This is a genomic window from Dietzia sp. NPDC055877 (assembly GCF_053615975.1).
In genome coordinates this window covers 245,410-268,784 of record NZ_JBSHCV010000004.1, presented here as the reverse complement: position 1 = coordinate 268,784, position 23,375 = coordinate 245,410, and the positions used below count along the sequence as shown (strand labels likewise).

Below are 23,375 nucleotides of genomic sequence, written 5' to 3'. Positions count from 1 at the left end.
CTGGGCCACCCGGTGGTCGCCTGAGGAGTGCGCAACAGACGAAGGTGCAGCGGACACGCGAGAACCCCGCCGGTGGACAAGCCTACCGACGGGGTTCCGGTCAACCGAGCCCGTGGGTGAGTACGGGTGGGGTGGTCAGCCCTTCTGCGGCGACGGTCCGCGCTCGGCGACGTCCTTGGACGAGTGCGGGTCGTGGGACTTGGCGCGTCCACCGACGTGGGCCTCGGCGCGCATGCGCTCGCTCATGTGCGGGTAGTGCAGCTCGAACGCGGGGCGCTCCGAGCGGATGCGGGGCAGCGTCACGAAGTTGTGGCGCGGCGGCGGGCAGGACGTGGCCCACTCGAGCGAGTTGCCCGCGCCCCACGGATCGTCGACGGTGACGATCTCGCCGTAGCGCCAGCTCTTGATGACGTTCCAGATGAACGGCAGCATCGCGATGCCGAGGATGAACGAGCCGACGGTCGAGATCTGGTTGAGGACCGTGAAGTTGTCCGTGGCCAGGTAGTCGGCGTAGCGGCGGGCCATGCCCTGGTTACCCAGCCAGTGCTGGACCAGGAACGTGGTGTGGAAGCCGATGAACATCAGCCAGAAGTGCCACATGCCGAGCTTCTCGTCGAGCATCCGGCCCGTCATCTTGGGGAACCAGAAGTACACGCCGGCGAAGGTGGCGAACACGATCGTGCCGAACAGCGTGTAGTGGAAGTGCGCCACGATGAAGTACGTGTCCGAGATGTGGAAGTCGATCGGCGCCGCGGCCATCATGATGCCGGTCAGACCACCGAACAGGAAGGTGACGATGAAGCCGAGGGAGAAGACCATCGGCGTCTCGAAGGTCATCTTGCCCTTCCACATGGTGCCGATCCAGTTGAAGAACTTCACGCCGGTCGGAACCGCGATGAGGAACGTCATGAAGGAGAAGAACGGCAGCAGGACCGCACCGGTGACGAACATGTGGTGCGCCCACACGGCCATCGACAGGGCGGCGATGGCCAGCGTCGCGAAGACCAGGCCGGCGTAACCGAACAGCGGCTTACGCGAGAAGACCGGGAAGACCTCGGAGACGATGCCGAAGAACGGCAGCGCGAGGACGTACACCTCGGGGTGACCGAAGAACCAGAACAGGTGCTGCCACAGGATGGCGCCACCGTTGCCCGGGTCGTAGATGCGGCCACCGAAGGTGCGGTCGTAGAACACGCCCATCGCCGCGGCGGTCAGCAGCGGGAAGATGAGCAGGATGAGGATCGAGGCGACGAGGATGTTCCACGTGAAGATGGGCATCCGGAACATCGTCATGCCCGGCGCACGCAGGCAGATGATCGTGGTGACGAAGTTGACGGCGCCGAGGATGGTGCCGATACCGCCGATGCCGACGCCGAGGATCCAGAGATCCGCGCCGACGTTGGGCGAGTGGATCTTGTCCGCCAGCGGCATGTACATGGTCCAGCCGAAGGACGCCGCGCCACCGGGGGTGAGGAAGCCCGAGAGCATCAGGACACCGCCGGCGGTGAACAGCCAGAAACCGAACGCGTTCAACCGCGGGAACGCCACGTCCGGCGCGCCGATCTGCAGCGGCATGATGTAGTTGGCGAACCCGACGACGATCGGGGTGCCGTACAGCAGCAACATTACTGTGCCGTGCATGGTGAACAGCTGGTTGAACTGCTCGTTCGACAGGAACTGCATGCCCGGGAAGAACAGCTCCGCCCGGATGAGCAGGGCCATGAGCCCACCGATGAAGAAGAAGATGAAGCACATGACGATGTACATGATGCCGAGCATCTTGTGATCGGTCGTCGTCAGCATCTTCCACACGAACGAACCCGGCCGGGCGTCACCCGTGGGTTCGCCCGGTGGGTGGTCGAGGTCGTGGACCGGCTTGGGGGCCACTGCGGTCATAAGGGTCCTCCTGAACGCCTCACCCGACGTCGCGGGTCGAACCACCGACCCCACGTCGAACGCATAGGAATAGTGCGTGACCGCAATCCTAACCCCCGCCTGAGAACACCAACCACTCACCCCGCCGAAGTCGTCGCCGGTGGTCATCCGGCACATCGAAGGTGATCCAGGCCGCACCCACGCACGGCCTCCGAGACGTCCCCGACCTCCACGGAGGCAACGGTCGTCGGACGATCTCCTAGGCTGTGTTCCCATGACCGACTCCGCGCCATCACTCCGCCGCCACCCCGGGCGGGGGTACGGGCGACTGACCGCCGGCCTCGCGGCCCCGCTGGCGCTCGGGCTGACGCTCTCCGCGTGTGGCCCCTCCCCTGTCGACATGGTCGAGCACCCGGTGACGACGACGCCCTCGCGCATGGCCGGCGAGGAGCTGCAGCGCTCCGCCGAGCCGGAGGAGTCCTGCGTCGAGGAGCCCGCCCCCGCCGAGTTCCCGGGCGCGGGCTCTCGTGATGTGCCGTCCGAGGGGCCGGGCGGCGCCTCCGTCGAGGTGCCGCGGTCCCCTGAACGAATCCTCGCGCTCGGTGTGGGAGCGGTCGACGTCGCCTGTGCCCTCGGGCTGCAGCAGCTCGTCGTCGGCACCTCCGGGCTGCCCTGGGACGCGGACGTCTACCTCCCCACGTCTCTGACCGACCTCCCCGAGGTCGATCTGTCGGTGCCGAGCCCGTCGGAGGCCGCCTCGGTCGCGCGGAACCTCGATCCGGACCTGATCGTGCTGGCGGGCACGGACGGACTCGATGACGCGGTCGTGGAGGCCCTGGGCACCGTCGCGCCCACGGTCGTCTACGACGCCGCCCCCCTGTCCTGGACGGACGCGACCGAGCTGATCTCCGACGCCTACGGCAGGCCCCGCGCGGGCGGCGATGTACTACTGGACGTGATCGAGCGGACGCGGATGACGATCGGCGCGGCGACCCCGTCCGACTCGCGGGTCTCGCTGGTGTCGGTGTCCGACACGGGCGGAGCGGAGGTCCAGGACCCGACCACGCTCGGTTCGTTGCTGCTCGAGTCGGTGGAAGCCGGCCGGCCTCCCGCCCAACGCACGCGAGACGGCGAGCGGGTCCCTCCCCTGCCCGAGTCCCCCGCGCTCGGCGACGATCTGGACGGCGACGTGATCTTCGCGATCGTCGGCGGAGGCCCTGCGGAGGCGGACGCGGCGCGCGAGGTTTTCGCCTCCGACCGCTGGGCCGACCTGGACGCGGTCGGCGCCAACAGGATCTTCGTGATGGATCGGGCCGTGTGGGAGGGTTCCGGACCGGTCGCGGCGCGCGCGGTGCTGGAGGACATCCGCACGTCGATCAACGGGATCGCTCCCGACGGATAGTCGCCACCGCGCCGGCGGGCTCAGTGGTGCAGCAGTGCTTTGGCCACGATGATGACGAACCCGAGCGCCGCCGTGGACACCGCGGCGAGAAGACACATGCGCAGCGGCGCGTCGCGACGCCGATAGGTGAGGTAGCCGAGCAGGGCGAGGACGGCGACGATCGTCCACATCGCTATCCAGTCGGCGACGAGGTCATCGATCAACCCCACTGCGCCCAGAACCAGCGGGACGGCGGGCGGGACGACGGCCGCGAGCAGTCCCCTGGAACGCTTACGCGCCATCCGTAGCGACGCCCTCAGCGACAGTCCTGCGTGACTGCTGTGCGCGGCCACGGTCCCCGAGTACACGTGCGCCACCCAGAACACGCCGACGGTGACGAGGACGAACGCCAGCGCCCGAATGGAGGACAGACCGGTGTTGCCGGCGACCGCGATGAGCCCCGCCACGAGGATCAGGCCGTAGATCCCCTCCTCGGTGGACAGATGCACCTCGGCCAGCAGGTCACGCTCTCGCCGGACCGAGACCTCGGCCTCGGCACCTCCCGCATGCGACGACATGGCACTTCCCTTTCACGCGGGGACATCACCCGGGGATGCGCGCTCGACCGTAGGAGACGTGGACACCGGCGGGATCGCTTCGATGATAAACGGACGCCCACCTCCGCAGGTGGTTTCGCCTGCGCGCCGATATGCCGCGTACAGGAACGTCACCGGGCCCCGAGCCTGTGGTGTCACAGGTGCTCAGGGCCCGGCTGGTGTCAGGTGGCTGACCGCGCGCGACGAGAGGTCAGAAGTCCCAGTCCTCGTCCTCGGTGGCGACGGCCTTGCCCATGACGTACGAACTCCCGGAGCCCGAGAAGAAGTCGTGGTTCTCGTCGGCGTTGGGGCTCAGCGCCGCGAGGATGGCCGGATCGACGTCGGTCTCGTCCTTGGGGAACATGCCCTCGTAGCCCATGTTCATCAGGGCCTTGTTGGCGTTGTACCGGAGGAACTTCTTGACGTCCTCGGTCCAGCCCACCGGGTCGTAGAGGTCCTCGGTGTAGTCGGCCTCGTTGTCGTACAGCTCGAACAACAACTCGAAGGTGTAGTCCTTGAGCTCGTCACGGGTCTTCTGATCGACCTGCTCGAGTGCGCGCTGGTACTTGTAGCCGATGTAGTAGCCGTGCACCGCCTCGTCGCGGATGATCAGCCGGATGACGTCCGCGGTGTTGGTGAGCTTGGCGCGCGACGACCACCGCATGGGCAGGTAGAAACCTGAGTAGAACATGAACGACTCGAGCATCACCGAGGCGATCTTGCGCTTGAGCGGATCGTCGCCGGCGTAGTAGCCGAGCACGATCTTGGCCTTGCGCTGCAGGTACGGGTTCTCCTCGGCCCAGCGGAAGGCGTCGTCGACCTGCGGGGTCGAGCAGAGCGTGGAGAAGATGGTCGAGTAGCTCTTGGCGTGCACCGACTCCATGAACGCGATGTTGGTGAGCACCGCCTCCTCGTGGGGGGTCGAGGCGTCGGGGATCATGCTGACGGCGCCGACCGTGCCCTGGAGGGTGTCCAGCAGGGTCAGGCCGGTGAAGACGCGCGCGGTGAGCGTCTGCTCGTACTCGGTCAGGGTCTGCCACGACGGGATGTCGTTGGAGACGGGCACCTTCTCAGGCAGCCAGAAGTTGGTCGTCAGGCGACCCCACACCTGGTCGTCGACCTCATCGGGGATGCGGTTCCAGTTGATCGCCGACACCCGGTCGACGAGCTTGGGCTGGATGCCCGCGGCGGGGCTGTGTGAACCCGGAGCGTGCAGCTCGGCGGTCATCGGATCTCCTCCTGGTGACGGGTGGGGGTCGGGGCGGTGGCCTGCGGCCGCTGGATCAGAGCATGCACGAGACGCAGCCCTCGACCTCGGTGCCTTCCAGCGCGAGCTGACGCACCCGGATGTAGTACAGGGTCTTGATGCCCTTGCGCCATGCGTAGATCTGCGCCCGGTTGACCTCGCGGGTGTCCGCGGTGTCCTTGAAGAACAGGGTCAGCGAGAGCCCCTGGTCGACGTGCTGCGTGGCGGCGGCATACGTGTCAATGATCTTCTCGTAGCCGATCTCGTACGCGTCCTGGTAGTAGTCCAGGTTGTCGTTGGTCAGGTAGGGCGCCGGGTAGTAGACGCGCCCGATCTTGCCCTCCTTGCGGATCTCGATCTTCGAGGCCACGGGGTGGATCGACGAGGTCGAGTTATTGATGTAGCTGATCGATCCGGTGGGCGGAACAGCCTGCAGGTTCTGGTTGTAGATGCCGTACTTCTGCACGTCCGTCTTGAGCGCGTGCCAGTCGTCCCGGGTGGGGATGGCGACCTCGGACTCGGCGAACAGCTGGCGCACCCTGTCGGTGGCCGGCTCCCACACCTGGTCGGTGTACTTGTCGAAGAACTCGCCGGAGGCGTACTTCGAATCCGGGAAGCCGGCGAACCAGCTGCCCCGCTCACGCGCGATGGCGTTCGACGCCCGCAGCGCGTGGTACAGCACGGTGTAGAAGTAGATGTTCGTGAAGTCGATGCCCTCCTCGGATCCGTAGTAGATCCGCTCGCGGGCCAGGTAGCCGTGGAGGTTCATCTGACCCAGACCGATGGCGTGGGACTCCGAGTTGCCGCGCTCGATCGAGGGGACCGAGTCGATCGAGGTCTGATCGGACACCGCGGTGAGGCCGCGGATCGCGGTCTCGATGGTCCGCCCGAAGTCGGGCGAGTCCATGGCCTTGGCGATGTTCAGCGAGCCGAGGTTGCAGGAGATGTCCTTGCCCACGTGGGAGTAGGTCAGGTCGTCGTTATACGTCGACGGCGTGGAGACCTGGAGGATCTCGGAGCACAGGTTGGAGTGCGTGATCCGGCCGGCGATCGGGTTGGCGCGGTTCACCGTGTCCTCGTACATGATGTACGGGTAGCCGGACTCGAACTGCAGCTCCGCGACGGTCTGGAAGAACTGCCGCGCGTTGATCTTGGTCTTCTTGATGCGGCTGTCCTCGACCATCTCGTGGTAGTGCTCCGAGATGTTGACGTCAGCGAACGGCTTGCCATAGATGCGCTCGACGTCGTACGGCGAGAACAGGTACATGTCGTCGTTGCGCTTGGCGAGCTCGAACGTGATGTCCGGGATCACGACGCCCAGCGAGAGGGTCTTGATGCGGATCTTCTCGTCCGCGTTCTCACGCTTGGTGTCGAGGAACTTGTAGATGTCCGGGTGGTGGGCGTGCAGGTACACCGCACCGGCGCCCTGACGCGCACCGAGCTGGTTGGCGTAGGAGAAGGAGTCCTCCAGGAGCTTCATCACGGGGATGACGCCCGAGGACTGGTTCTCGATGTGCTTGATGGGCGCGCCGTGCTCGCGCAGGTTCGACAGCAGCAGGGCCACACCGCCGCCGCGCTTGGACAGCTGCAGGGCCGAATTGATGCCGCGACCGATGGACTCCATGTTGTCCTCGATACGCAACAGGAAGCAGGACACGGGCTCGCCGCGCTGCTTCTTGCCCGAATTGAGGAACGTGGGCGTCGCCGGCTGGAAACGGCCGTCGATGACCTCGTCGACGAGCTGCCGGGCCAGCACCTCGTCGCCGGCGGCGAGCGTGAGGGCGACCATGCAGACGCGGTCCTCGTAGCGCTCGAGGTAACGCTTACCGTCGAACGTCTTGAGCGTGTACGAGGTGTAGTACTTGAACGCGCCGAGGAAGGTCTGGAAGCGGAACTTCTTGGCGTAGGCGTAGTCGAACAGCTCGCGCACGAAGTTACGCGTGTACTGGTCGAGCACCTCGCGCTCGTAGTAGTCCTTCTCCACCAGGTAGTCCAGCTTCTCGTCCAGGTTGTGGAAGAAGACGGTGTTCTGGTTGACGTGCTGGAGGAAGTACTCGCGTGCCGCCTGATGATCCTTCTCGAACTGGATGTTCCCGTCCGCGTCATACAGGTTGAGCATGGCGTTGAGCGCGTGGTAGTCCAGACGCTGCCCCTCGGTCGCCATGGTGCCGCTGCTCTCGGGGGTCATTGTTGGTGCTGCCAAAACTCTTCCAATCCTTCTCGGACGCGGATGACGTCCTCCTGTGTGCCCATCAACTCGAACCGGTAGAGATACGGGATCTCCAGCTTGTTCGCGATCACGTCGCCGGAGCGACCGAAGTCGGTTCCGAAGTTGGTATTGCCGCCGGCGATCACGCCTCGGCAGAGACTTCTGTTGTGCGCGTCATTGAGGAACGCGACCACCTGACGCGGGACCGCAGCCCCGTTCTTCCCGGTGATCTCGAGGCTTCCCCCGTAGGTCGGGACGATCAGAACATACGGGTCCGACACCGCCGGCATCGGTTCGGTCCTCCGCACCGGTATGCGCACCGCGGGAAGACCGAGCCGATCGACGAATTTCTTCGTGTACTCGGACACGTTGGAGAAGTAGACGATCCTCACCGGCGTATCGGCCGGATCCGGAGCCGCCATGGCTGCCCCCTAGTCACATGAACTCTGGTGTTGCTGTTCTTGTCGGAAAGTCAGGCCGCGACCGAGGCGAGGGCCTTGATGCGATCCGGGCGGAAGCCGGACCAGTGGTCGGAACCGGACACCACGACCGGCGCCTGGAGGTAACCCAGGGCCATGACGTACTCGCGCGCCTCGTCGTCGACCGAGATGTCGATGAGCTGGTATTCGATGCCGTGCTTGTCGAGCGCCTTGTAAGTGGCGTTGCACTGGACGCAGGCGGGCTTGGTGTAGACGGTGACCATGAGTGTGGGGACCTCTTTCGGCACAGGCGCCGCGGCGGCGCGAGGGGCTCTTCTCGTGGTGGTGATCCGGTCCGACGCTTCTGGCGCGGACGGCGGGTCGCCGTAATGTCTGCTGATGGTCATGGCCCCGAATCACATGGTTGGCATTCTTCGGTGCCGCAACGCCTCTAGACACTACCCCTAGTGTCTGGAAGGTCAACCGACCACAACATTTTGGTCTTACATAGCTGGAATTCCCAGGTCGTGATCCCGCCTTGTGGGACGCTGTCGGCCCCCGTCTGGAACCGACCGCGCCGGGGCCCTCCCGGCGGGTGCACCACACCATCGTTGCACCCCGAAGAGCATTGCGAAACACCGTTCGGGCAACCCACAACAAGCTCCCAACGCCCCCACAAAGCCCTCACAACCCGTCCCCATTTCATCCACAGGTTGACCACTTTTCCGCCGATCCGGGACCCCACGCGGCCACCCCCGCCCGACGCATCGAGGGACAATCTCGCCCCTGTCCGAGAGCCGGCCCCGGGGGGCCGGAAACGAACCAGGAGGGGCTGCCGGGAGGGGTCCCATCGGCCGTGGAACCCACTGCCCCGGGGACGACGACAAGGGCCCGTCACCGGCGAACCGGTGACGGGCCCTTGAGGGGTGCGTGAGAATTCACGCGACGCTGATCAGCCCTGGCGGGCCTTGAACCGGGGGTCCTTGCGGTTGATCACGTAGACCTTGCCGCGACGGCGGACAACCTGGGCGCCCGGCTTGTTCTTCAGCGACCGAAGGGACTTACGGACCTTCATCTGGCGCTCCTTAGGCTCTCGGGGCGGCCGCGATGGCCGCCGACACGACTGGGATTCACTGTGCGACACGTCCGTCCCGAGGGTCGGATGCACGACACACAACTGGTCCATAGTAACGGACGGGCCCAGCAGAACTCCAAATGGCGTGAACGGGGCCGCCGCATATGCTGGCCCCATGGACTCCTCCCCCACCGGAACCCCTACCGGCCTCCGTGCAGAGATCATCGCCGAGCTCGGGGTCCGCCCCGGGATCGACCCGGCCCGTGAGGTCGAGGACCGGGTCACGTTCCTCGTGGACTACCTGCGTTCGACCCCCGCCGCGGGCTTCGTCCTGGGGATTAGCGGAGGCCAGGACTCGACCCTCGCCGGCCGGTTGTGCCAGCTCGCCGTCGAGCGCCTCCGCGCCGACGGGATGACGGATGCCCGCTTCGTCGCCATGCGTCTGCCGTACGGAACCCAGGCCGACGAGGACGACGCGCGGACCGCCCTGGCGTTCATCCGGCCCGACGGCTGCGTCACGGTCGACGTCAAGGCCGCCACCGATGCGTCCTCCGCGGCCGCCGCAGCAGCCCTCTCCGAGCTGCCGGAGCAGGCGGGTCCGCTCCGCGACTTCGTCCGCGGGAACGTCAAGGCCCGTGAACGGATGATCTCCCAGTATGCGGTCGCCGGGCAGCTGAACCTCGTCGTCGTCGGCACAGATCACGCCGCGGAAGCGGTGACGGGCTTCTTCACCAAATACGGCGACGGCGGCGTCGACCTCACCCCCCTGACCGGTTTGTCCAAGCGCCAGGGCGCGGCGCTGCTGCGCCACCTCGGCGCCCCCGAGTCGACCTGGCGCAAGGTCCCCACCGCGGACCTCGAGGACGACCGCCCCGGCCTGCCCGACGAGGTGGCGCTCGGCGTGACGTACGAACAGATCGACGACTACCTCGAGGGCCTCGACGGCGTCCCCGGCGCGGCCGCGGAGCGGATCGAGCAGCTCTTCCTCAATTCGCGCCACAAGCGGAATACCCCGGCGTCCCCGCTCGACACGTGGTGGCGCTGACCCGCCGCCTGCCTACATACGACGTGCGTGGGCGGAACAGCTAGTCAGCGAGCAGTCGCCACACCTGATCCAACGCCTCGGCAGTTCCCGGCGTGTCGAAGGACTGCGGGGTGAACACCGCCGCAGACCGCCCCGTGCGCCGGTCGACGTAACCGATCGTGCCCAGACCTCCGGCCCAACCCACGACCCCGCCCGGGCGGACCTCCACCTGGAAGCCGTAACCGCACCCCGGCTCGATGATCCCCTGCGCCACCTGACGTTGAGGCTCGGTGAGGTGGTCGGTCGCCAGGAGCCCGACGCTGTCCCGGCCGAGCACCCGGCCGCCGTCGACGAGCGCTTCGAGGAACGTGAGATAGTCGCCGATGGTGGAGACGAGGCCGCAGGCAAGTGACTCGAACGCGGGCGGCCCGACGAACCTGCTCGCGGTGTCCAGAGGCGCGGGACGGCCGCCCTCCCCCGCGCCGTACGAGGTGGGCAGGCGACTCGGATCGGCGGTGAAGCCCGTATCTGCCAGCCCCAGCGGCCCGGTGACGTGCTCGGCCATCAGGTCGGCCACCGCCCGGCCCGAGGCGCGGGCGAGCAGCACCCCGAGGACGTCGCTACTCGTGTGATACCACCAGCCCTCACCCGGCTGCCCCGCGAGCGGAAGCTCGGCCAGGCGGCCGAGGTAGGTTCCCGGCTCGAGCGGCGGGGCGTACGGCCCCGGTCCGACGTCCCGCGCGGACATCGCCTCGGCCAGCGCGGGGTTCTCGCCCACCCAACCGAAACCGGCGGTCATGGTGAGCAGGTGACGCAGTGTGATGGGCCGGTCCATCGGGACCGTCTGATCCAGTGGCCCGTCCGGGCGGGCCAGGACACGGAGCTCACGCAACTCGGGCAGATACCGGTCGACTGACTCATCGAGGCCGACGACGCCCTGCTCCACGAGCGCCATCGCGAGCGCGCCACCCAGCGGCTTGGTGTTGGAGGAGAGCGGGAAGAGGGTCCCCGGGTCCATCTCCGCGCCGCCGATCGCACTCGGACCGCCGGCGGCGATCCGGGACCGCCCCGCTTCCCGGATCCCGCACACGTAGCCGATCAACCGGTCGTCGTCGACGGCCTGATCGAGAGCGTTCCTGGCGGCGGCAAATGCGTCCACGCCCCGACCCTACGAGTTCGTCCCATCACGGATCAGCAACATGCCTGCGAAATGACGAATCCCGGGCCGTCACGATGACGACCCGGGATCCTGTTCCGGTGGAGCTAAGGGGACTCGAACCCCTGACCCCCACACTGCCAGTGTGGTGCGCTACCAGCTGCGCCATAGCCCCGTATTCGATTTCTCCGCCGTTTCCCTCTCGGTCACCGGCCCGATTTAAGTTACACGACCACCCGCACAGGTTCCAAATCGGTGCCGGCCCCACCCGTGCGGGCGGGGCCGGCATACCGATACGCGCAGGTCAGTACCCGCGCGGAGACCTAGCCGATGATGTCGACGAGCCAGCTGGCGTTGCTGATCTCCACGACCTCGCCGTTGTGCGCGACGGTCGGGGTCGACACCTGACTGGTGATGTCGCGGATGCTCTGCTGGGCGTTGTTCGCGCTGTCGGCGGCCTTGTCCATCCCGCCGTTGGTCTCGACGTTGCTGATGCACTCGACGGCGTCGCCGTTGGCGCCGGCGTCCTCGGCGAGGGAGGCGAGCTCGCGCGTGCTGAGGTCGCCGCCGCCCTCGCCCGGCTGGTTGGTGAAGAACGACGCCTTGACTTCGAAGAACACCGGCAGCGTGTCCTTTGCCGCCACGCACTGGGTCGCGGCCAGTGCGCGGGTGGAGTACTCGCCGGAGCCGGACTGGCCGTTGAGGAAGTTCAGCGTGTGGAACTCGGCCCGCAGGTCGCCGTTCTGGACCGCCTCGGCGATCGATGCGCCGTACTGCGCCTCGAAGCTGCCGCAGGCGGGGCACATGTAGTCCTCCCACACCTGGATGGTCGGCGCGTCCGCCTCGCCGACGGCGATCACACCCGCGTCGGTGATCTCGATGAGCTCGTCCTGGGTCTCACCGAAGGTGATGGGGTTGGCGTCCGACCCCCGCTGCGCCATCCAGACGACACCACCCAACACCACCACGGCCACCGCGATGAGCGCGATGACGGTGATGAGCATCCCGTTGTTCTTTTTCGTCTGGAGCACCTTGGCGCTCTTGTGGGGCTTGGCGTTCACGTGTGCGTGGGCCTTTCTCTGCTGGGAGATCCGCGGCCACTCGCGGCGGCCGACTCTATCGAGAGGGTACCGAAACCCGGCCCCACACCCTCTTTGCAGGTGGTGACGCCCCTGGATTCCCCGTGCCGCGCCGTGGGCGGTGCTTCCGTGGTCGCCGCCGAGCGGGTCCCCCGAAATGAACCGCGTCCCCGGTCGATGATCGACCGGGGACGCGGGCCCGAATTGTGGAGCTGCCGGGAATTGAACCCGGGTCCTCCGCAGCTTCGGCAGGGCTTCTCCGTGCGCAGTCCGCCTTGGCCTCTACTCGGATCTCACCCTCATGCGGACGTGTTGGTGATGACGATCCCAGTCACTGTGTGATGTCCCGACCCACCCCGTGACCGGGTGAGCCGGTGATCCCTCTAGATGATGCCGGGGACCGGGGCGAGGGCTGCCCCGGGCCGACAGACTACGGGCTCGCTATCAGGCAGCGAGGGCGTAGTCGCGCTGATTGGTATCGGCGCGTAATTGGTTGCCACGACGCTCACGGTGGTCTCTGGCCTGCACCGGCACGCTTCCCCTGCGTCAACTCACGTAGTCGAAACCACATCAGCCCCTCAGGGTCCACCGGTTCTCACCGGCGGACTCTCAACCATACATCCACGCCCCGGGCTGCGCCAGGGTGATGCGCATCTCCCCTACTGCTCTCCCGACGGGCACGATTCCGACCGAACCGCTACTCACGCCAACGCGAGCAGGACGATTGCCACGGCGGCCAAGGCGAGCCCGACCATCTGGACCGACCTCAGCCTCTCGCCGCCGTGGGTGACCGCGAGGGCGACCGTGAACGCCGGATACAGCGCGGCGATCACGCTGACGAGTGCGAGCATCCCGGATTGCGCCGCGAAGTAGAAGGCGCCGTTGGCCACCGCGTCGAAGACCGCGATCACCACGCCGATCGCGATGAGGCGCCGTGAGAAACGGAAGGACTCCCCGGCCGCGACGGCGGCGGCGAGGAGGATGACCGTCGCCCCGACCCGCGACGCCGCCACCGGCCACAGCCCCTGACCGGCCGGCACCTGGGCGAGCAGGACGAAGAAGGCGGCGAACGCCAGGCCCGAGACCACGGACAGCACCAGCAGGTGCCGGGTCAGCCGACCGTGCTGCACGGACGATCCGTGCTCCCCCTCCATCGAGGCCAACACGGTGGCGACGAGCGCGATCGCCATACCGGCCATCGCGACCGACCCCGGCTGCTCCCCCGCGGCCAGGCCGAACGCCAGCGGCCCTGCCGCGGCGAGGATCGCGGTGATCGGCGAGATCACGCTCATCGGCCCCCGCGAGAGCGCCACATAGAACGTCCATACCGCGACCCCCGAGGCCACCCCGGACGCCAGGCCCCAGGCGAGGCCGACGAGGCCGGGGGAACCGCCGGCGACGATGGCGGCGACCGCAACCAGGGCGATCGATACCGGGTAGGAGATGCTGACGACTCGGAGCGCACGCGCCCGCCGGGAGGCCACGCCGCCCAGATAGTCGCTGATGCCGTACGCCACCGCTGACGTCGACGCCAACGCGACCGGCATCATCCCCGCATGCCCTTGATCTTCCTGCCCAGCTCGCGGACCGCCTCGCGTTCCGCGGTGCGACGGGCGAGATCCTGCCGCTTGTCGTGCGCCTGCTTACCGCGCGCGACGGCCAGCTCGACCTTCACCCGGCCGCCGACGAAGTACAGCGACAGCGGGACAAGGGTCGCGTTGCCGTCGCGGACCTTACCGATCAGGGAGTCGATCTCGCGGCGGTGGAGCAGCAGCTTGCGGGCCCGCTTAGGCGCGTGATTGGTCCAGCTGCCGTGCGAGTACTCGGGGATGTGCAACCCGCGCAGCCAGACCTCTCCGTCGTCGACGGTGGCGAAGGCGTCGACGAGCGAGGCCTTCCCCTCGCGCATGCTCTTGATCTCGGTTCCCACGAGCGCGATGCCGGCCTCGTAGGTGTCGAGAATCTGGTACTCGTGCCTGGCCTTGCGGTTGCTGGCGACGATGCTGCCGTCGGTACCGAGGGACGACGCACCCTTCTTCTTGTTCTTCTTGGCCACGCCGGCTCACCTCCTGGTTTTCCGCGGTCGGGCAGACCCCACAGTGTAGATGAGCAGGCTCTCGGAGCAGTAGCTACCCCGAGACAGGACCTGCCTCGCCGGCGCGGGTCAGTGCCGGACGGACAGCCGCAGCGTCACCATGGCGGTCACCGCCGAGACCACGGCACCGGCCACCACCAGAACCGGGGCGAGCAGCAGGATGTCCGAGGTGGTGATGCGTTCGATCAGGTTGGCGCGGTAGGCCTCCGCGAGCACCCGGTCAAGGAAGACGCTCTTCGCCCCGAGCAGGCCGCCCACGGCCAGCACCGACCCGATCAGCGAGGCGACCACGGCCTCGAGGACGAACGGCAGATCGGTGTACAGACGACTCGCGCCGACCAGTCGCATGATCCCCACCGCCGTGCGGCGGGTGAACGCGGCGATCTGCGTCATGTTGGCGATGAGCAGCACGGTGGCCAGCAACTGGACCACGGCGATGGTGAACGCCGCGTTGCGGATCCCGTCGAGGATCGAGAAGACCCGCCCGACCAGTTCGCCCTGCCCCTGCACGACCTCGATGCCCTCCACCTCGGCCAGGCTCGCGGCCACGGACTCCGCTCGCGTCGGATCGGCCAGCGTGAGGGTGAATCGCGAACCGAGTGCGTCCGGCGAGGTCGACTCGACCAGCACCGGGTCGGTGGAGGCGAACAACTCGACGAACTCCGAGTAGGTCTCGTCCGGGTTCTTGTATTCCACGGACGCGACACCGTCGGTCGCCTCGAACTCCTCCCGGATCGTGGCGCATTCCGCTTCGCAGCCCGGGTCCTCTGCGGAGATCGACCGGTCCACGTAGACGCGGAACTCGTTGAGGTAGTCGTACTTGGCCTGGCTCGCCGACGCGGTCATCACGACGAGCACGCCGGCGCCCAGCATCCCCAGCGCCACCGCGGTGGTGATGATCATGGCCAGCGTCATGGACAGGTTCCGCCGCAGCCCCTGGGCGACCTCGGAGGCGATGAACTTCGCGGCCATCATCGATCAACCCCGTAGGTCCCGCGGGCGTCGTCGCGCACGACCTCACCGTCGACGAGTTCCACGACCCGCCGCCGCGACCGGTCCACGATGTGTCGGTCGTGGGTGGCCATCAGCACCGTGGTCCCCATCCTGTTGATCCTGTCGAGCAGGAGCATGATGTCCTCGCTGGTCTCCGGGTCGAGGTTCCCGGTCGGTTCGTCCGCCAGCAGCAGCAGCGGCCGGTTGACGAACGCGCGCGCGATCGCGACGCGCTGCTGCTCGCCTCCGGACAGCTCGTGCGGCCGCCGGTTGGCCTTGTTGCCGAGCCCCACCATGTCGAGGGTCTCGGGCACCACCTTGTCGATGGTCTGGCGGGACTTCCCGATCACCTGCAGGGCGAACGCAACGTTCTCGGCGACGGTCTTGCCCTGCAGCAACCGGAAGTCCTGGAACACGACGCCGAGAGAGCGCCGCAGCATCGGAACATTCGACGGCTTCATCCGAACGAGATCGTGGCCGGCGACGGCGAGTGAGCCGGTGTCCGGCTTGTCCTCCCGCAACAGCAGCCGCAGGAACGTGGACTTGCCGGAGCCGGACGCACCGATGAGGAACGCGAACTCGCCCTTGTCGATCTCCACGCTCACGTCAGACAGAGCCGGGCGCGCCGATGACGCGTACGACTTGGTCACATGAGAAGCACTGATCACACGCGTAGCCTAGCGCCACATCCGTCACACGCCACCCCCCGGCGGGAGAAACTCGTCTCTGGTGCCGGAGACGTCAGGACGACGAGCCCCGCCGCGCGAGGGACGTCGGCGAGCTGTCACCGCTGCGCCACTGGACATGTGACGACGACGACGCCACCGCACGGGCAATCATCACGGGACGCGGGCAGGCCCCGGACAGCTGCTACTGCGCCGGGACCTGCGTCTGCGGCTGGGGCAGCTGGGGTTGCTGTGGTTGCTGCCCCTGCGGTGCCTGTGTGACCCCCGGTGCCGACTGCTGGGGCTGCTGCCCGTCGGTGCCCTGAGCGCCCGTTCCCTGCCCCGGCTCGACCAGACGCGAATCTCTCGGCACGGACGTCTGCGGAGTGCCGGTCCCGGAAGTCTCCGCGGCGTCGGTCGTCGCTGTGGGCTCGGTCGACTGGTCTGTGGGTGACGGATCGGCCGTCTCGGTGGCGTCGGTCCGCGTGGTCTCGGACTGCGTGGTCTCCGACTGGGTGGGGGCCGGCCGGGGCGGCGAGTTGATCGCGACGACGGGGTCCTGACGCACGAAGCTGTACAGCGCTGCGATGAGGACGAACGCGACGAGCAGGACCAGGGTGGAACGCGACATCGTGAAGAACTCGATCACCACGGACAGCCATTCGGGGCGGGTCCGGTGCCGGGCCGCGTGCGACGGGGCGTGCTGGCCGGGAGCCGACTGCTCGGCATCGTCGACGGAGGAATAGCTGACGGACGTGTGATCGGCCGTCTCGGGTCCGTCGGGGACGTCACTCGGCTTCTCGGACATCAGCTGACCCCCTCCCCGTCGTCGGGTCGCACCATTCCGGCGCGGATCGCGGCCATCGCCTCCGGTTCCAGCACGATGCCCTCCTGGCGGAACCGGCGCAGGATCACCGCGCGCATGCGGCGCCCCACCTCCCACTGCATCCCGGGCTTGGTGCGGGCGAGGAGGCGGAGCACGGTCTGCTCGAGTTTGATGGATTGGACGCCCATGACGCTCGGCTCGTCGAGGATGTAGACGCCCACCTCGTCGTCGTGCACGATGTCGCGACAGACCTCGGCGAGGATGTCGTGCGCTTCGTCCATGTCCGCGCTGTTGGGAACCGGCACGTCGACGATCGCGCGCGCCCAGTCCTGGGACTGGTTGACGGCGGTCACGATCTGCCCGTTGGGCACGATGACCGCCTCACCGTCCAACGTTCGCAGGCGGGTCACGCGCAACGTGACGTCCTCGACGGTGCCCGCCGCGACACCGGTCGAGGTGGTGAGCTCCACGATGTCGCCGTAACCGTACTGACGTTCGGCGAGCGCGAAGAAACCGGCGAGGAAGTCCTGGACCACCCGCTGGGCGCCGAAGCCCAGCGCCGCACCCAGCACGGTGGCCGGCGCGACCAGCGTGACGAGGTTGACACCGAACCTCAGCAGGATCTGGATCCCGAAGACGACGTAGAGCACACCGATCGCGACATAGGAGACCACCTGGACCACCGAGTGGAGATGCTTCGAACGCTCCGACCACAGTTCCTTGTCGGCGTTCTCCGCATCGATCCGGGCCAGCCACATCCGGCCGGCCTTGCCGATGGCCCTCGTGAGCAGGGCCGCACCCAGGACGAGGAGGACGACCTCGAGTCCCTGGTTACTGAGCCAGTCGAGAATCCCACTGAAGTCGGTGCGTAGCCTCACTCGGCGCCGGCCCCCTCCCGCATCCGCCAACGGATACCGGCCTCGATGAAGCCTCCGATCTCCCCGTCGAGCACCGAGGACGGGTTGTTGACCTCGTACTCGGTCCGCAGGTCCTTGACCATCTGGTACGGGTGCAGCACGTACGAGCGCATCTGGTTACCCCAGGACGCGTTGCCCCCGGCACCGAGGGCGTCCATCGCGGCGCGCTCCTCCTGGCGCTTGCGCTCGAGCAGCTTGGCCTGCAGCACCTTCATCGCCGCCACCTTGTTCTGCAGCTGCGACTTCTCGTTCTGACAGGTCACCACGATCCCCGTGGGGACGTGGGTGAGGCGGACCGCCGAGTCGGTGGTGTTGACCGACTGACCACCCGGGCCCGAGGAACGGTAGACGTCAACCCGGACGTCGTTCTCCGGGACCTCGATCGAGTCCACCGTCTCCACCACCGGCAGCACCTCGACCTCGGCGAACGAGGTCTGGCGGCGGCCCTGGTTGTCGAACGGGGAGATCCGCACGAGGCGGTGCGTGCCCTGCTCGACCGACAGCGTGCCGTACATGTAGGGGTCCCGCACGACGAAGGTGGCCGACTTGATGCCGGCCTCCTCCGCGTACGAGGTGTCGTACACCTCGACCTTGTGCCCGGCCTTCTCGGCCCAGCGGATGTACATCCGCATCAGCATCTCGGCGAAGTCCGCGGCGTCGATGCCGCCGGCGCCGGCGCGGATGTTGACCACGGCCTCACGCTGGTCGTACTCGCCGCTGAGCATCGTCTTGACCTCCATGGCCTCGACGTCCTCACGCAGGGCGGCACGCTCGGAATCCGCCTCCTCGACGGCCGAGGAATCCCCCTCCGCCTGAGCCTCGTCCGCGAGCTCGTACATGAGTGGCAGGTCCTCGATCCGCTGACGCAGATCGCGGCACCGGCGGAGGTCGGCCTGCACATAGGACAACTCGCTGGTGACCTTCTGGGCCCGGTCCTGGTCGTTCCACAGGTCGGGGTCGGCGGCCATCTGCTCGAGCTCATCGACCCGTCGGGCGAGCTCCTCGATGTCGAGGACCTTCTCGACCGTGGTCATGGTGGCGTCGAGGGCGGCGATATCAGCGGAGACGTCAGGATGCACGGTATCCAACTCTACGCGGCCCGGACGTCTTCTCGCGTTCGCACACCCGTCTCCCACCCGTGACCCGCCCCACGTCCGATCGTCGCCCGGCGGGGGTAGCGTCGGGTCCGGACGCCCGCTGCCGCCCGAGGTCAGCGGGCCGACACGGCCCCCAGCGGAGGTAGCTCATGGCAATCGACACCCGCACTCCCCGACAGACGCCCGACACGTCATCCGCGGAGATGACCGACGCGGACCTGGCGGCCCGCCTCGTCGTCGACGCCGGCGCCCTGGCCCGACGCCTGCGCGAGGACGGCCTCGCCGTCCACCACAAGACCTCCGTCTCCGACGTGGTCACCCAGGCGGACAACGCCGCCGAGCGCCACATCACCGACCTACTCGCGCGACACCGCCCCGACGACGGTGTCCTCGGCGAGGAGGGCACCCTCGTCGCCGGAAGCCACGATCGGCGCTGGGCCGTCGACCCCGTCGACGGCACCTACAACTTCGTCAACGGCTCGGACTACTGGTGCTCGGCCGTGGCCCTGACCGGCCCCGACGACTACCTGCTCGGAGCCGTCCACCGCCCCGTCACCGGCGACACGTTCGTCGGTGGCTCCGACGTCCCCACGCGCCGCAACGGCGTGCCCGTCTCCCGCCTGGCCCCCGGCGATCTCGCCGCGGGCAGCCTCGCCACCTACCTACACCCGCCGTTCTTCGACGACCCCGACCTGGCCGACCCCTTCCACCGCGTCAGCCGGGGCGCGGCGACCATCCGGATGCTCGGCTCCGGCTCGGTCGATCTCGCCTCGGTCGCCTGCGGCGTCCACACGGTATGGGCCCAGCACTCCTGCCCGGAATGGGACTGGCTGCCCGGCCGCGCCCTCGTCGAGGGCGCCGGCGGCAGCTGCACGACCGTCGAGGTCAACGGGTACGACTGGTTTGTCGCCGGACGCCCCGGTGCGGTCGAACAGGCCGTGTCGCTCCTACGCGGCTGACCTCGCCTTCTCATCCTCTCGGGAGCGGGTTCGGGGGAAGGTCTGGCGCTCGTAACTTACTGCGGAGTAAGGTCTCCATCGACCACACCGTCCACTCCGTCACGAGAACAGCTGGTGATGATGAGCAAGAACTCCACGACCCCGTCCGCGACCGGGCGCGGTGAGAACTCCACACCGGGCCTGAACCCGACCAGGATCGACGCGATCGGTGCCGCCATGCGCGCACTCACGACCATCACCGGGTCCGAGTTCGCCGAGCGCTTCGGTCTTCGACAGAAGGTCGACCGGGTCACCTACGAGGCCACCAGGACCGGCTTCAAGACCCTCGGCGCCGCGACCAAGTCGTTCAAGAAGGTCTCCGGCGGCGGCGCCCCCAAGCGCCTGCCCGACGCCGACACCGGCTCGCGCACCGACCTGTTCGACCTGACGCTCGAGGACGAGCAGCAGATGATCGCCGAAACCGTGCGCGATTTCGCCGCCGAGGTCCTCCGGCCGGCCGCCCACGACGCCGATGCCGCCGCCGAGGCCCCCGCCTCGCTGCTGGAGCGCTCGGCCGAGATCGGCGCCACCATGCTGAACGTGCCCGAGGAGTTCGACGGCATCGCCTCCGAGCGCGGAGTGGTGACCAACTCGCTGGTCGCCGAGGCCCTCGCCTACGGAGACATCGGGCTCGCACTGCCGATCCTCGCCCCGTCCGGCGTGGCCACCACCCTGACCCAGTTCGGCTCCGACGCGCAGCAGAAGTCCTACCTGCCAGCGTTCGCCTCCGAGAAGGTCCCGGCCGCCGCCGTCGTGGTGACCGAGCCGCGTCCGCTGTTCGACCCGTTCGCACTCGCCACCACCGCCACGCGCGTCGCCGGCGGCTTCACCCTCAACGGCGTGAAGTCGATGGTGCCCACCGCCGGCAGCGCCGAGCTCTTCATCATCGCCGCGACCCTGGACGGCGCGCCGACGTTCTTCGTCGTCGAGTCCGACACGGACGGCCTGGTCATCGAGGCCGATCCGTCGATGGGTCTGCGCGCCGGCGGCCTGGGCCGGATCGTCCTCACCGACGTCTCGGTGCCCGCCGACGCCGTTCTGGGCGGCCCGGAGGTATCCGCCGAGGATCGCGCCAACGCCTACGCCGACGTCACCCGGCTGTCGCGTCTGGGCTGGGCCTCCCTCGCCGTGGGCACCTCCCACGCGGTGCTCGACTACGTCACCCCGTACGTCAAGGAGCGTCAGGCGTTCGGCGAGCCCATCGCGCACCGTCAGGCTGTCGCGTTCGCGGTGGCCGACATGGCCACCGAGCTCGACGGAATGCGGCTGGTCACCTGGCGCGGCGCCTCCCGCGCCGAGCAGGGCCTGTCCTTCGCCCGCGAGGCCGCGCTGGCCCGCAAGATCGCGGCCGACAAGGGCATGAAGATCGGCCTCGACGGCGTCCAGCTCCTCGGCGGCCACGGCTTCACCAAGGAACACCCCGTCGAGCGCTGGTACCGCGACCTGCGCGCCGTCGGAGTGGCCGAGGGCGTGGTGGTCCTGTGACCACCCACCGCCCCGCCACCCACCCGACCCGGACCAAGGACTCCACGCGATGATCAACCTCGAACTGCCCAAGAAGCTCCAGGCGGGTGCGAACCAGGCCCGCCAGGTGGCCACACAGATCTTCCGCCCCGTCTCCCGCAAGTACGACCTCGCCGAGCACGAGTACCCCGTCGAGCTGGACACCCTCAAGGCCATGATGGAAGCCATGGAGGACGCCGGCCAGGCCGCCTCCGGCGCCACCATGGGATCCGGCGGCGCCCCCAAGCGGGAGGGTGTGGCCAACGGCGGCAACATGAAGTCGCTGCTCAACATCATCGAGACCTGCTGGGGGGACGTGGGCCTGACCCTGTCGATCCCCCGCCAGGGGCTCGGCAACTCGGCCATCGCCGCGGTGGCCGATGACGAGCAGATGGAGAAGTTCGGCCGCGTGTGGGCCTCCATGGCCATCACCGAGCCCGACTTCGGCTCCGACTCGGCCGCGGTGTCGGCCACCGCCCGACTCGACGGCGACGAGTACGTCATCAACGGCACCAAGATCTTCGTCACCTCCGGTGAACGCGCCGACCACATCGTCGTGTGGGCCACCCTCGACAAGAGCAAGGGCCGCGCCGCCATCAAGTCGTTCGTCGTGCCGCGGGACCACCCCGGCGTCTCGGTCGACCGGCTCGAGCACAAGCTCGGCATCCGTGCCTCCGACACCGCCCAGATCTCGTTCACCGACTGCCGGGTCCCCAAGGAGAATCTCCTGGGCGATCCGGAGATCCGCGTGGACAAGGGCTTCGCCGGCGCCATGCAGACCTTCGACAACACCCGTCCGCTCGTGGCCGGGATGGCCGTGGGTGTGGCGCGTGCCGCGCTCGAGGAGATCCGCACGCTCCTCGAGGAGGCCGGGCTGGAGATCGATTACGACCGTCCCGCCACCAGCCAGCCCGCCGCCGTGGCCAAGTACCTCGAGCTCGAAGCCGATTGGGAGGCGTCCTACCTCCTCACGCTGCGCGCGGCCTGGATGGCGGACAACAAGATGCCCAACACCAAGGAGGCATCGATGTGTAAGGCCAAGGCCGGGCGAACCGGCTCCGCCGTCACCCTCGGCGCGGTCGAGTTGGCCGGCACGTACGGCTACTCCGAGCGCAGCTTCCTGGAGAAGTGGTCGCGAGACTCCAAGATCCTCGACATCTTCGAGGGCACGCAGCAGATCCAGCAGCTGGTGATCGCGCGTCGCATCCTGGACCTGTCGAGCGCCGAGCTCAAGTGAGCTGACGCGGGCGCCCGCCCGCATCCAGATCGCAGAACGCCCCCACGGACCACGAGTCCGTGGGGGCGTTCCCCGTTCGGCGCTCGGCGTTCGACGTGAAGGCGCTCGCTGCAGGCGCCTCAGACGCGAAGACCCGGCACCGTGAGTCCGGTGCCGGGTCCTGGCGGTTCCGCGGACGTGTCAGGCCATCTGGAAGCCCTGGCCGGGCCAGCCGCGGGCCGTGGCATCGTCGACGATCGCGTCGAACGAATAGCCGAGGGCCGGCAGGAAGAACGGCGACTGGGCGGGGTGGACGCACGACGGCAGGATCGGGCCGACGCTTCCGACCGCACCGGCGGCCGGGGGCATGTGGCCACCGGAGACCAGGCCCACCAGACGGCCGTCATGGGTGATGGGACCGCCGGAATCGCCGTAACCGGCGCACGCCTGGCTCCAGAACCGAACGCCCTCACGCTGCCACGTGATGCCGCAGGTGTGCCCGGTCGACAGTCCGTCCTTGCAGACGATGTCGCCGAACTGCGGCGCCGGCCCGCGGCCCGTGACGCCCTGCTGTCGCACCGGGAAGGCGGTGCCCGGGTTCAGGCGGATCACCGAGTAGTCGAGGATCTCGTTGCGGGTGACGATGGTGCCGATCACGCCGGCGCCCTCGTTGCCCTTGAGGATGACCGGGGAATCGATACGGTCACTGCAGTGGGCAGCGGTGAACGCGACCGGCGCGCCGGTGGAATCGAACCCCGCGGCGGTGATCGTGCAGCCCGCCGTTCCGCCGACGAGGACGGGCGTGCCGCCTCCGACCGGGGCCGCAGCCTGTGCCGCGGCAGGAGCGACCAGGGCGGTGGCGCCGGCCATCACGGTCGCCGCGGCGAACCGCGCCAGACGGGTGAACCTCATGAGCGTGTCCTTCCCACCCCGGCCGAAATGACGGGGTCTACGCTCCCGACAGCGTAGCGGCAGGTCGGCCGGTATGCACAGCGCACAGCGTCA

The 23,375-nt window shown here is 68.1% G+C and carries 22 protein-coding genes, 1 tRNA gene and 1 other RNA gene; 5 read left to right on the top strand and 19 right to left on the bottom strand.

Annotated elements, in window-relative coordinates; translation table 11 throughout:
* Window positions 1-135: 135 nt before the first annotated feature.
* Window positions 136-1,896 (bottom strand): aa3-type cytochrome oxidase subunit I, encoded by a 1,761-nt coding sequence (gene ctaD / locus ACWGLC_RS07450; RefSeq protein WP_452099278.1) that lies wholly within the window; start codon window positions 1,894-1,896, stop codon window positions 136-138.
* Between the two features lie 253 nt (window positions 1,897-2,149).
* On the opposite strand from ctaD, the gene ACWGLC_RS07445 reads away from it, so the two are divergent.
* The gene (locus ACWGLC_RS07445) at window positions 2,150-3,277 is read left to right on the top strand and encodes an ABC transporter substrate-binding protein (protein WP_452099277.1); all 1,128 of its coding nucleotides are present in this window, start codon (window positions 2,150-2,152) and stop codon (window positions 3,275-3,277) included.
* Window positions 3,278-3,297: 20 nt separating this feature from the next.
* Here the strand turns inward: ACWGLC_RS07445 and ACWGLC_RS07440 are convergent, their stop codons facing one another.
* The 6 genes from ACWGLC_RS07440 to ykgO form a co-directional block, all read right to left on the bottom strand.
* The gene (locus ACWGLC_RS07440) at window positions 3,298-3,834 is read right to left on the bottom strand and encodes a hypothetical protein (protein ID WP_452099276.1); all 537 of its coding nucleotides are present in this window, start codon (window positions 3,832-3,834) and stop codon (window positions 3,298-3,300) included.
* 229 nt (window positions 3,835-4,063) lie between these two features.
* A complete protein-coding gene (gene nrdF / locus ACWGLC_RS07435) occupies window positions 4,064-5,080 on the bottom strand; it encodes a class 1b ribonucleoside-diphosphate reductase subunit beta (protein ID WP_230930312.1) in 1,017 nt (338 codons plus the stop codon).
* A gap of 55 nt (window positions 5,081-5,135) precedes the next feature.
* The gene (gene nrdE / locus ACWGLC_RS07430; protein WP_452099275.1) at window positions 5,136-7,286 is read right to left on the bottom strand and encodes a class 1b ribonucleoside-diphosphate reductase subunit alpha; all 2,151 of its coding nucleotides are present in this window, start codon (window positions 7,284-7,286) and stop codon (window positions 5,136-5,138) included.
* Complete coding sequence (gene nrdI, locus ACWGLC_RS07425; protein ID WP_452099274.1) at window positions 7,283-7,729, bottom strand: class Ib ribonucleoside-diphosphate reductase assembly flavoprotein NrdI; 447 nt, start codon at window positions 7,727-7,729, stop codon at window positions 7,283-7,285. The genes nrdE and nrdI overlap by 4 nt, the downstream gene beginning before the upstream one ends.
* A gap of 50 nt (window positions 7,730-7,779) precedes the next feature.
* A complete protein-coding gene (locus tag ACWGLC_RS07420; protein WP_230930366.1) occupies window positions 7,780-8,010 on the bottom strand; it encodes a redoxin NrdH in 231 nt (76 codons plus the stop codon).
* A gap of 668 nt (window positions 8,011-8,678) precedes the next feature.
* Window positions 8,679-8,801 (bottom strand): type B 50S ribosomal protein L36, encoded by a 123-nt coding sequence (gene ykgO / locus ACWGLC_RS07415; protein ID WP_010541956.1) that lies wholly within the window; start codon window positions 8,799-8,801, stop codon window positions 8,679-8,681.
* Window positions 8,802-8,976: 175 nt separating this feature from the next.
* Between ykgO and nadE the strand changes: the two genes are divergently transcribed.
* Window positions 8,977-9,846: an ammonia-dependent NAD(+) synthetase gene (gene nadE / locus ACWGLC_RS07410; protein WP_452099273.1), complete on the top strand. Its 870-nt coding sequence runs from the start codon at window positions 8,977-8,979 to the stop codon at window positions 9,844-9,846.
* A 40-nt stretch (window positions 9,847-9,886) separates the two neighbouring features.
* Here nadE and ACWGLC_RS07405 read toward each other — a convergent pair whose 3' ends face one another.
* The 11 genes from ACWGLC_RS07405 to prfB form a co-directional block, all read right to left on the bottom strand.
* Window positions 9,887-10,984, bottom strand: a complete 1,098-nt coding sequence (locus tag ACWGLC_RS07405; RefSeq protein WP_452099272.1) for a serine hydrolase domain-containing protein — start codon at window positions 10,982-10,984, stop codon at window positions 9,887-9,889.
* A gap of 99 nt (window positions 10,985-11,083) precedes the next feature.
* Window positions 11,084-11,156 (bottom strand) — tRNA-Ala (locus ACWGLC_RS07400).
* A gap of 148 nt (window positions 11,157-11,304) precedes the next feature.
* The gene (locus tag ACWGLC_RS07395) at window positions 11,305-12,042 is read right to left on the bottom strand and encodes a DsbA family protein (RefSeq protein ID WP_452099271.1); all 738 of its coding nucleotides are present in this window, start codon (window positions 12,040-12,042) and stop codon (window positions 11,305-11,307) included.
* Between the two features lie 222 nt (window positions 12,043-12,264).
* Window positions 12,265-12,638, bottom strand: a transfer-messenger RNA (tmRNA) gene (ssrA, locus tag ACWGLC_RS07390).
* Window positions 12,639-12,761: 123 nt separating this feature from the next.
* Window positions 12,762-13,610, bottom strand: coding sequence for an EamA family transporter (locus tag ACWGLC_RS07385; RefSeq protein WP_452099270.1), 849 nt, complete (start codon window positions 13,608-13,610; stop codon window positions 12,762-12,764).
* Window positions 13,607-14,116: an SsrA-binding protein SmpB gene (smpB, locus tag ACWGLC_RS07380; RefSeq protein WP_230930305.1), complete on the bottom strand. Its 510-nt coding sequence runs from the start codon at window positions 14,114-14,116 to the stop codon at window positions 13,607-13,609. Before smpB ends, ACWGLC_RS07385 begins: the two co-directional genes overlap by 4 nt.
* 108 nt (window positions 14,117-14,224) lie before the next feature.
* Window positions 14,225-15,127, bottom strand: coding sequence for a permease-like cell division protein FtsX (gene ftsX, locus ACWGLC_RS07375; protein WP_452099332.1), 903 nt, complete (start codon window positions 15,125-15,127; stop codon window positions 14,225-14,227).
* On the bottom strand, window positions 15,127-15,816 hold the full coding sequence (gene ftsE, locus ACWGLC_RS07370; protein WP_452099269.1) for a cell division ATP-binding protein FtsE: 690 nt from the start codon (window positions 15,814-15,816) through the stop codon (window positions 15,127-15,129). The genes ftsX and ftsE overlap by 1 nt, the downstream gene beginning before the upstream one ends.
* 202 nt (window positions 15,817-16,018) lie before the next feature.
* Window positions 16,019-16,621, bottom strand: coding sequence for a hypothetical protein (locus tag ACWGLC_RS07365; protein WP_452099268.1), 603 nt, complete (start codon window positions 16,619-16,621; stop codon window positions 16,019-16,021).
* Entirely contained in the window at window positions 16,621-17,517 is an 897-nt protein-coding gene (locus ACWGLC_RS07360; RefSeq protein ID WP_452099267.1) for a mechanosensitive ion channel family protein, read from the bottom strand. Before ACWGLC_RS07360 ends, ACWGLC_RS07365 begins: the two co-directional genes overlap by 1 nt.
* On the bottom strand, window positions 17,514-18,635 hold the full coding sequence (gene prfB / locus ACWGLC_RS07355) for a peptide chain release factor 2 (protein ID WP_230930300.1): 1,122 nt from the start codon (window positions 18,633-18,635) through the stop codon (window positions 17,514-17,516). The genes ACWGLC_RS07360 and prfB overlap by 4 nt, the downstream gene beginning before the upstream one ends.
* A 167-nt stretch (window positions 18,636-18,802) precedes the next feature.
* Here prfB and ACWGLC_RS07350 point away from each other — a divergent pair, with 167 nt between their 5' ends.
* From ACWGLC_RS07350 to ACWGLC_RS07340, 3 genes are all read left to right on the top strand, one after another.
* A complete protein-coding gene (locus ACWGLC_RS07350) occupies window positions 18,803-19,612 on the top strand; it encodes an inositol monophosphatase family protein (RefSeq protein ID WP_452099266.1) in 810 nt (269 codons plus the stop codon).
* Window positions 19,613-19,729: 117 nt separating this feature from the next.
* Complete coding sequence (locus ACWGLC_RS07345) at window positions 19,730-21,136, top strand: acyl-CoA dehydrogenase family protein (RefSeq protein WP_452099265.1); 1,407 nt, start codon at window positions 19,730-19,732, stop codon at window positions 21,134-21,136.
* A gap of 49 nt (window positions 21,137-21,185) precedes the next feature.
* Complete coding sequence (locus tag ACWGLC_RS07340) at window positions 21,186-22,391, top strand: acyl-CoA dehydrogenase family protein (RefSeq protein ID WP_230930297.1); 1,206 nt, start codon at window positions 21,186-21,188, stop codon at window positions 22,389-22,391.
* 180 nt (window positions 22,392-22,571) lie between these two features.
* Here the strand turns inward: ACWGLC_RS07340 and ACWGLC_RS07335 are convergent, their stop codons facing one another.
* Window positions 22,572-23,282 (bottom strand): peptidase S1, encoded by a 711-nt coding sequence (locus ACWGLC_RS07335; RefSeq protein WP_452099264.1) that lies wholly within the window; start codon window positions 23,280-23,282, stop codon window positions 22,572-22,574.
* Between the last annotated feature and the right edge of the window lie 93 nt (window positions 23,283-23,375).

Bases quoted from the DNA above. Each gene is read 5' to 3' on its own strand.
- ctaD (WP_452099278.1), bottom strand. From the start codon at position 1,896: ATGACCGCAGTGGCCCCCAAGCCGGTCCACGACCTCGACCACCCACCG.
- ACWGLC_RS07445 (WP_452099277.1), top strand. From the start codon at position 2,150: ATGACCGACTCCGCGCCATCACTCCGCCGCCACCCCGGGCGGGGGTAC.
- ACWGLC_RS07440 (WP_452099276.1), bottom strand. From the start codon at position 3,834: ATGTCGTCGCATGCGGGAGGTGCCGAGGCCGAGGTCTCGGTCCGGCGA.
- nrdF (WP_230930312.1), bottom strand. From the start codon at position 5,080: ATGACCGCCGAGCTGCACGCTCCGGGTTCACACAGCCCCGCCGCGGGC.
- nrdE (WP_452099275.1), bottom strand. From the start codon at position 7,286: ATGACCCCCGAGAGCAGCGGCACCATGGCGACCGAGGGGCAGCGTCTG.
- nrdI (WP_452099274.1), bottom strand. From the start codon at position 7,729: ATGGCGGCTCCGGATCCGGCCGATACGCCGGTGAGGATCGTCTACTTC.
- ACWGLC_RS07420 (WP_230930366.1), bottom strand. From the start codon at position 8,010: ATGGTCACCGTCTACACCAAGCCCGCCTGCGTCCAGTGCAACGCCACT.
- ykgO (WP_010541956.1), bottom strand. From the start codon at position 8,801: ATGAAGGTCCGTAAGTCCCTTCGGTCGCTGAAGAACAAGCCGGGCGCC.
- nadE (WP_452099273.1), top strand. From the start codon at position 8,977: ATGGACTCCTCCCCCACCGGAACCCCTACCGGCCTCCGTGCAGAGATC.
- ACWGLC_RS07385 (WP_452099270.1), bottom strand. From the start codon at position 13,610: ATGATGCCGGTCGCGTTGGCGTCGACGTCAGCGGTGGCGTACGGCATC.
- ftsX (WP_452099332.1), bottom strand. From the start codon at position 15,127: ATGGCCGCGAAGTTCATCGCCTCCGAGGTCGCCCAGGGGCTGCGGCGG.
- ACWGLC_RS07365 (WP_452099268.1), bottom strand. From the start codon at position 16,621: ATGTCCGAGAAGCCGAGTGACGTCCCCGACGGACCCGAGACGGCCGAT.
- ACWGLC_RS07350 (WP_452099266.1), top strand. From the start codon at position 18,803: ATGGCAATCGACACCCGCACTCCCCGACAGACGCCCGACACGTCATCC.
- ACWGLC_RS07345 (WP_452099265.1), top strand. From the start codon at position 19,730: ATGATGAGCAAGAACTCCACGACCCCGTCCGCGACCGGGCGCGGTGAG.
- ACWGLC_RS07340 (WP_230930297.1), top strand. From the start codon at position 21,186: ATGATCAACCTCGAACTGCCCAAGAAGCTCCAGGCGGGTGCGAACCAG.
- ACWGLC_RS07335 (WP_452099264.1), bottom strand. From the start codon at position 23,282: ATGAGGTTCACCCGTCTGGCGCGGTTCGCCGCGGCGACCGTGATGGCC.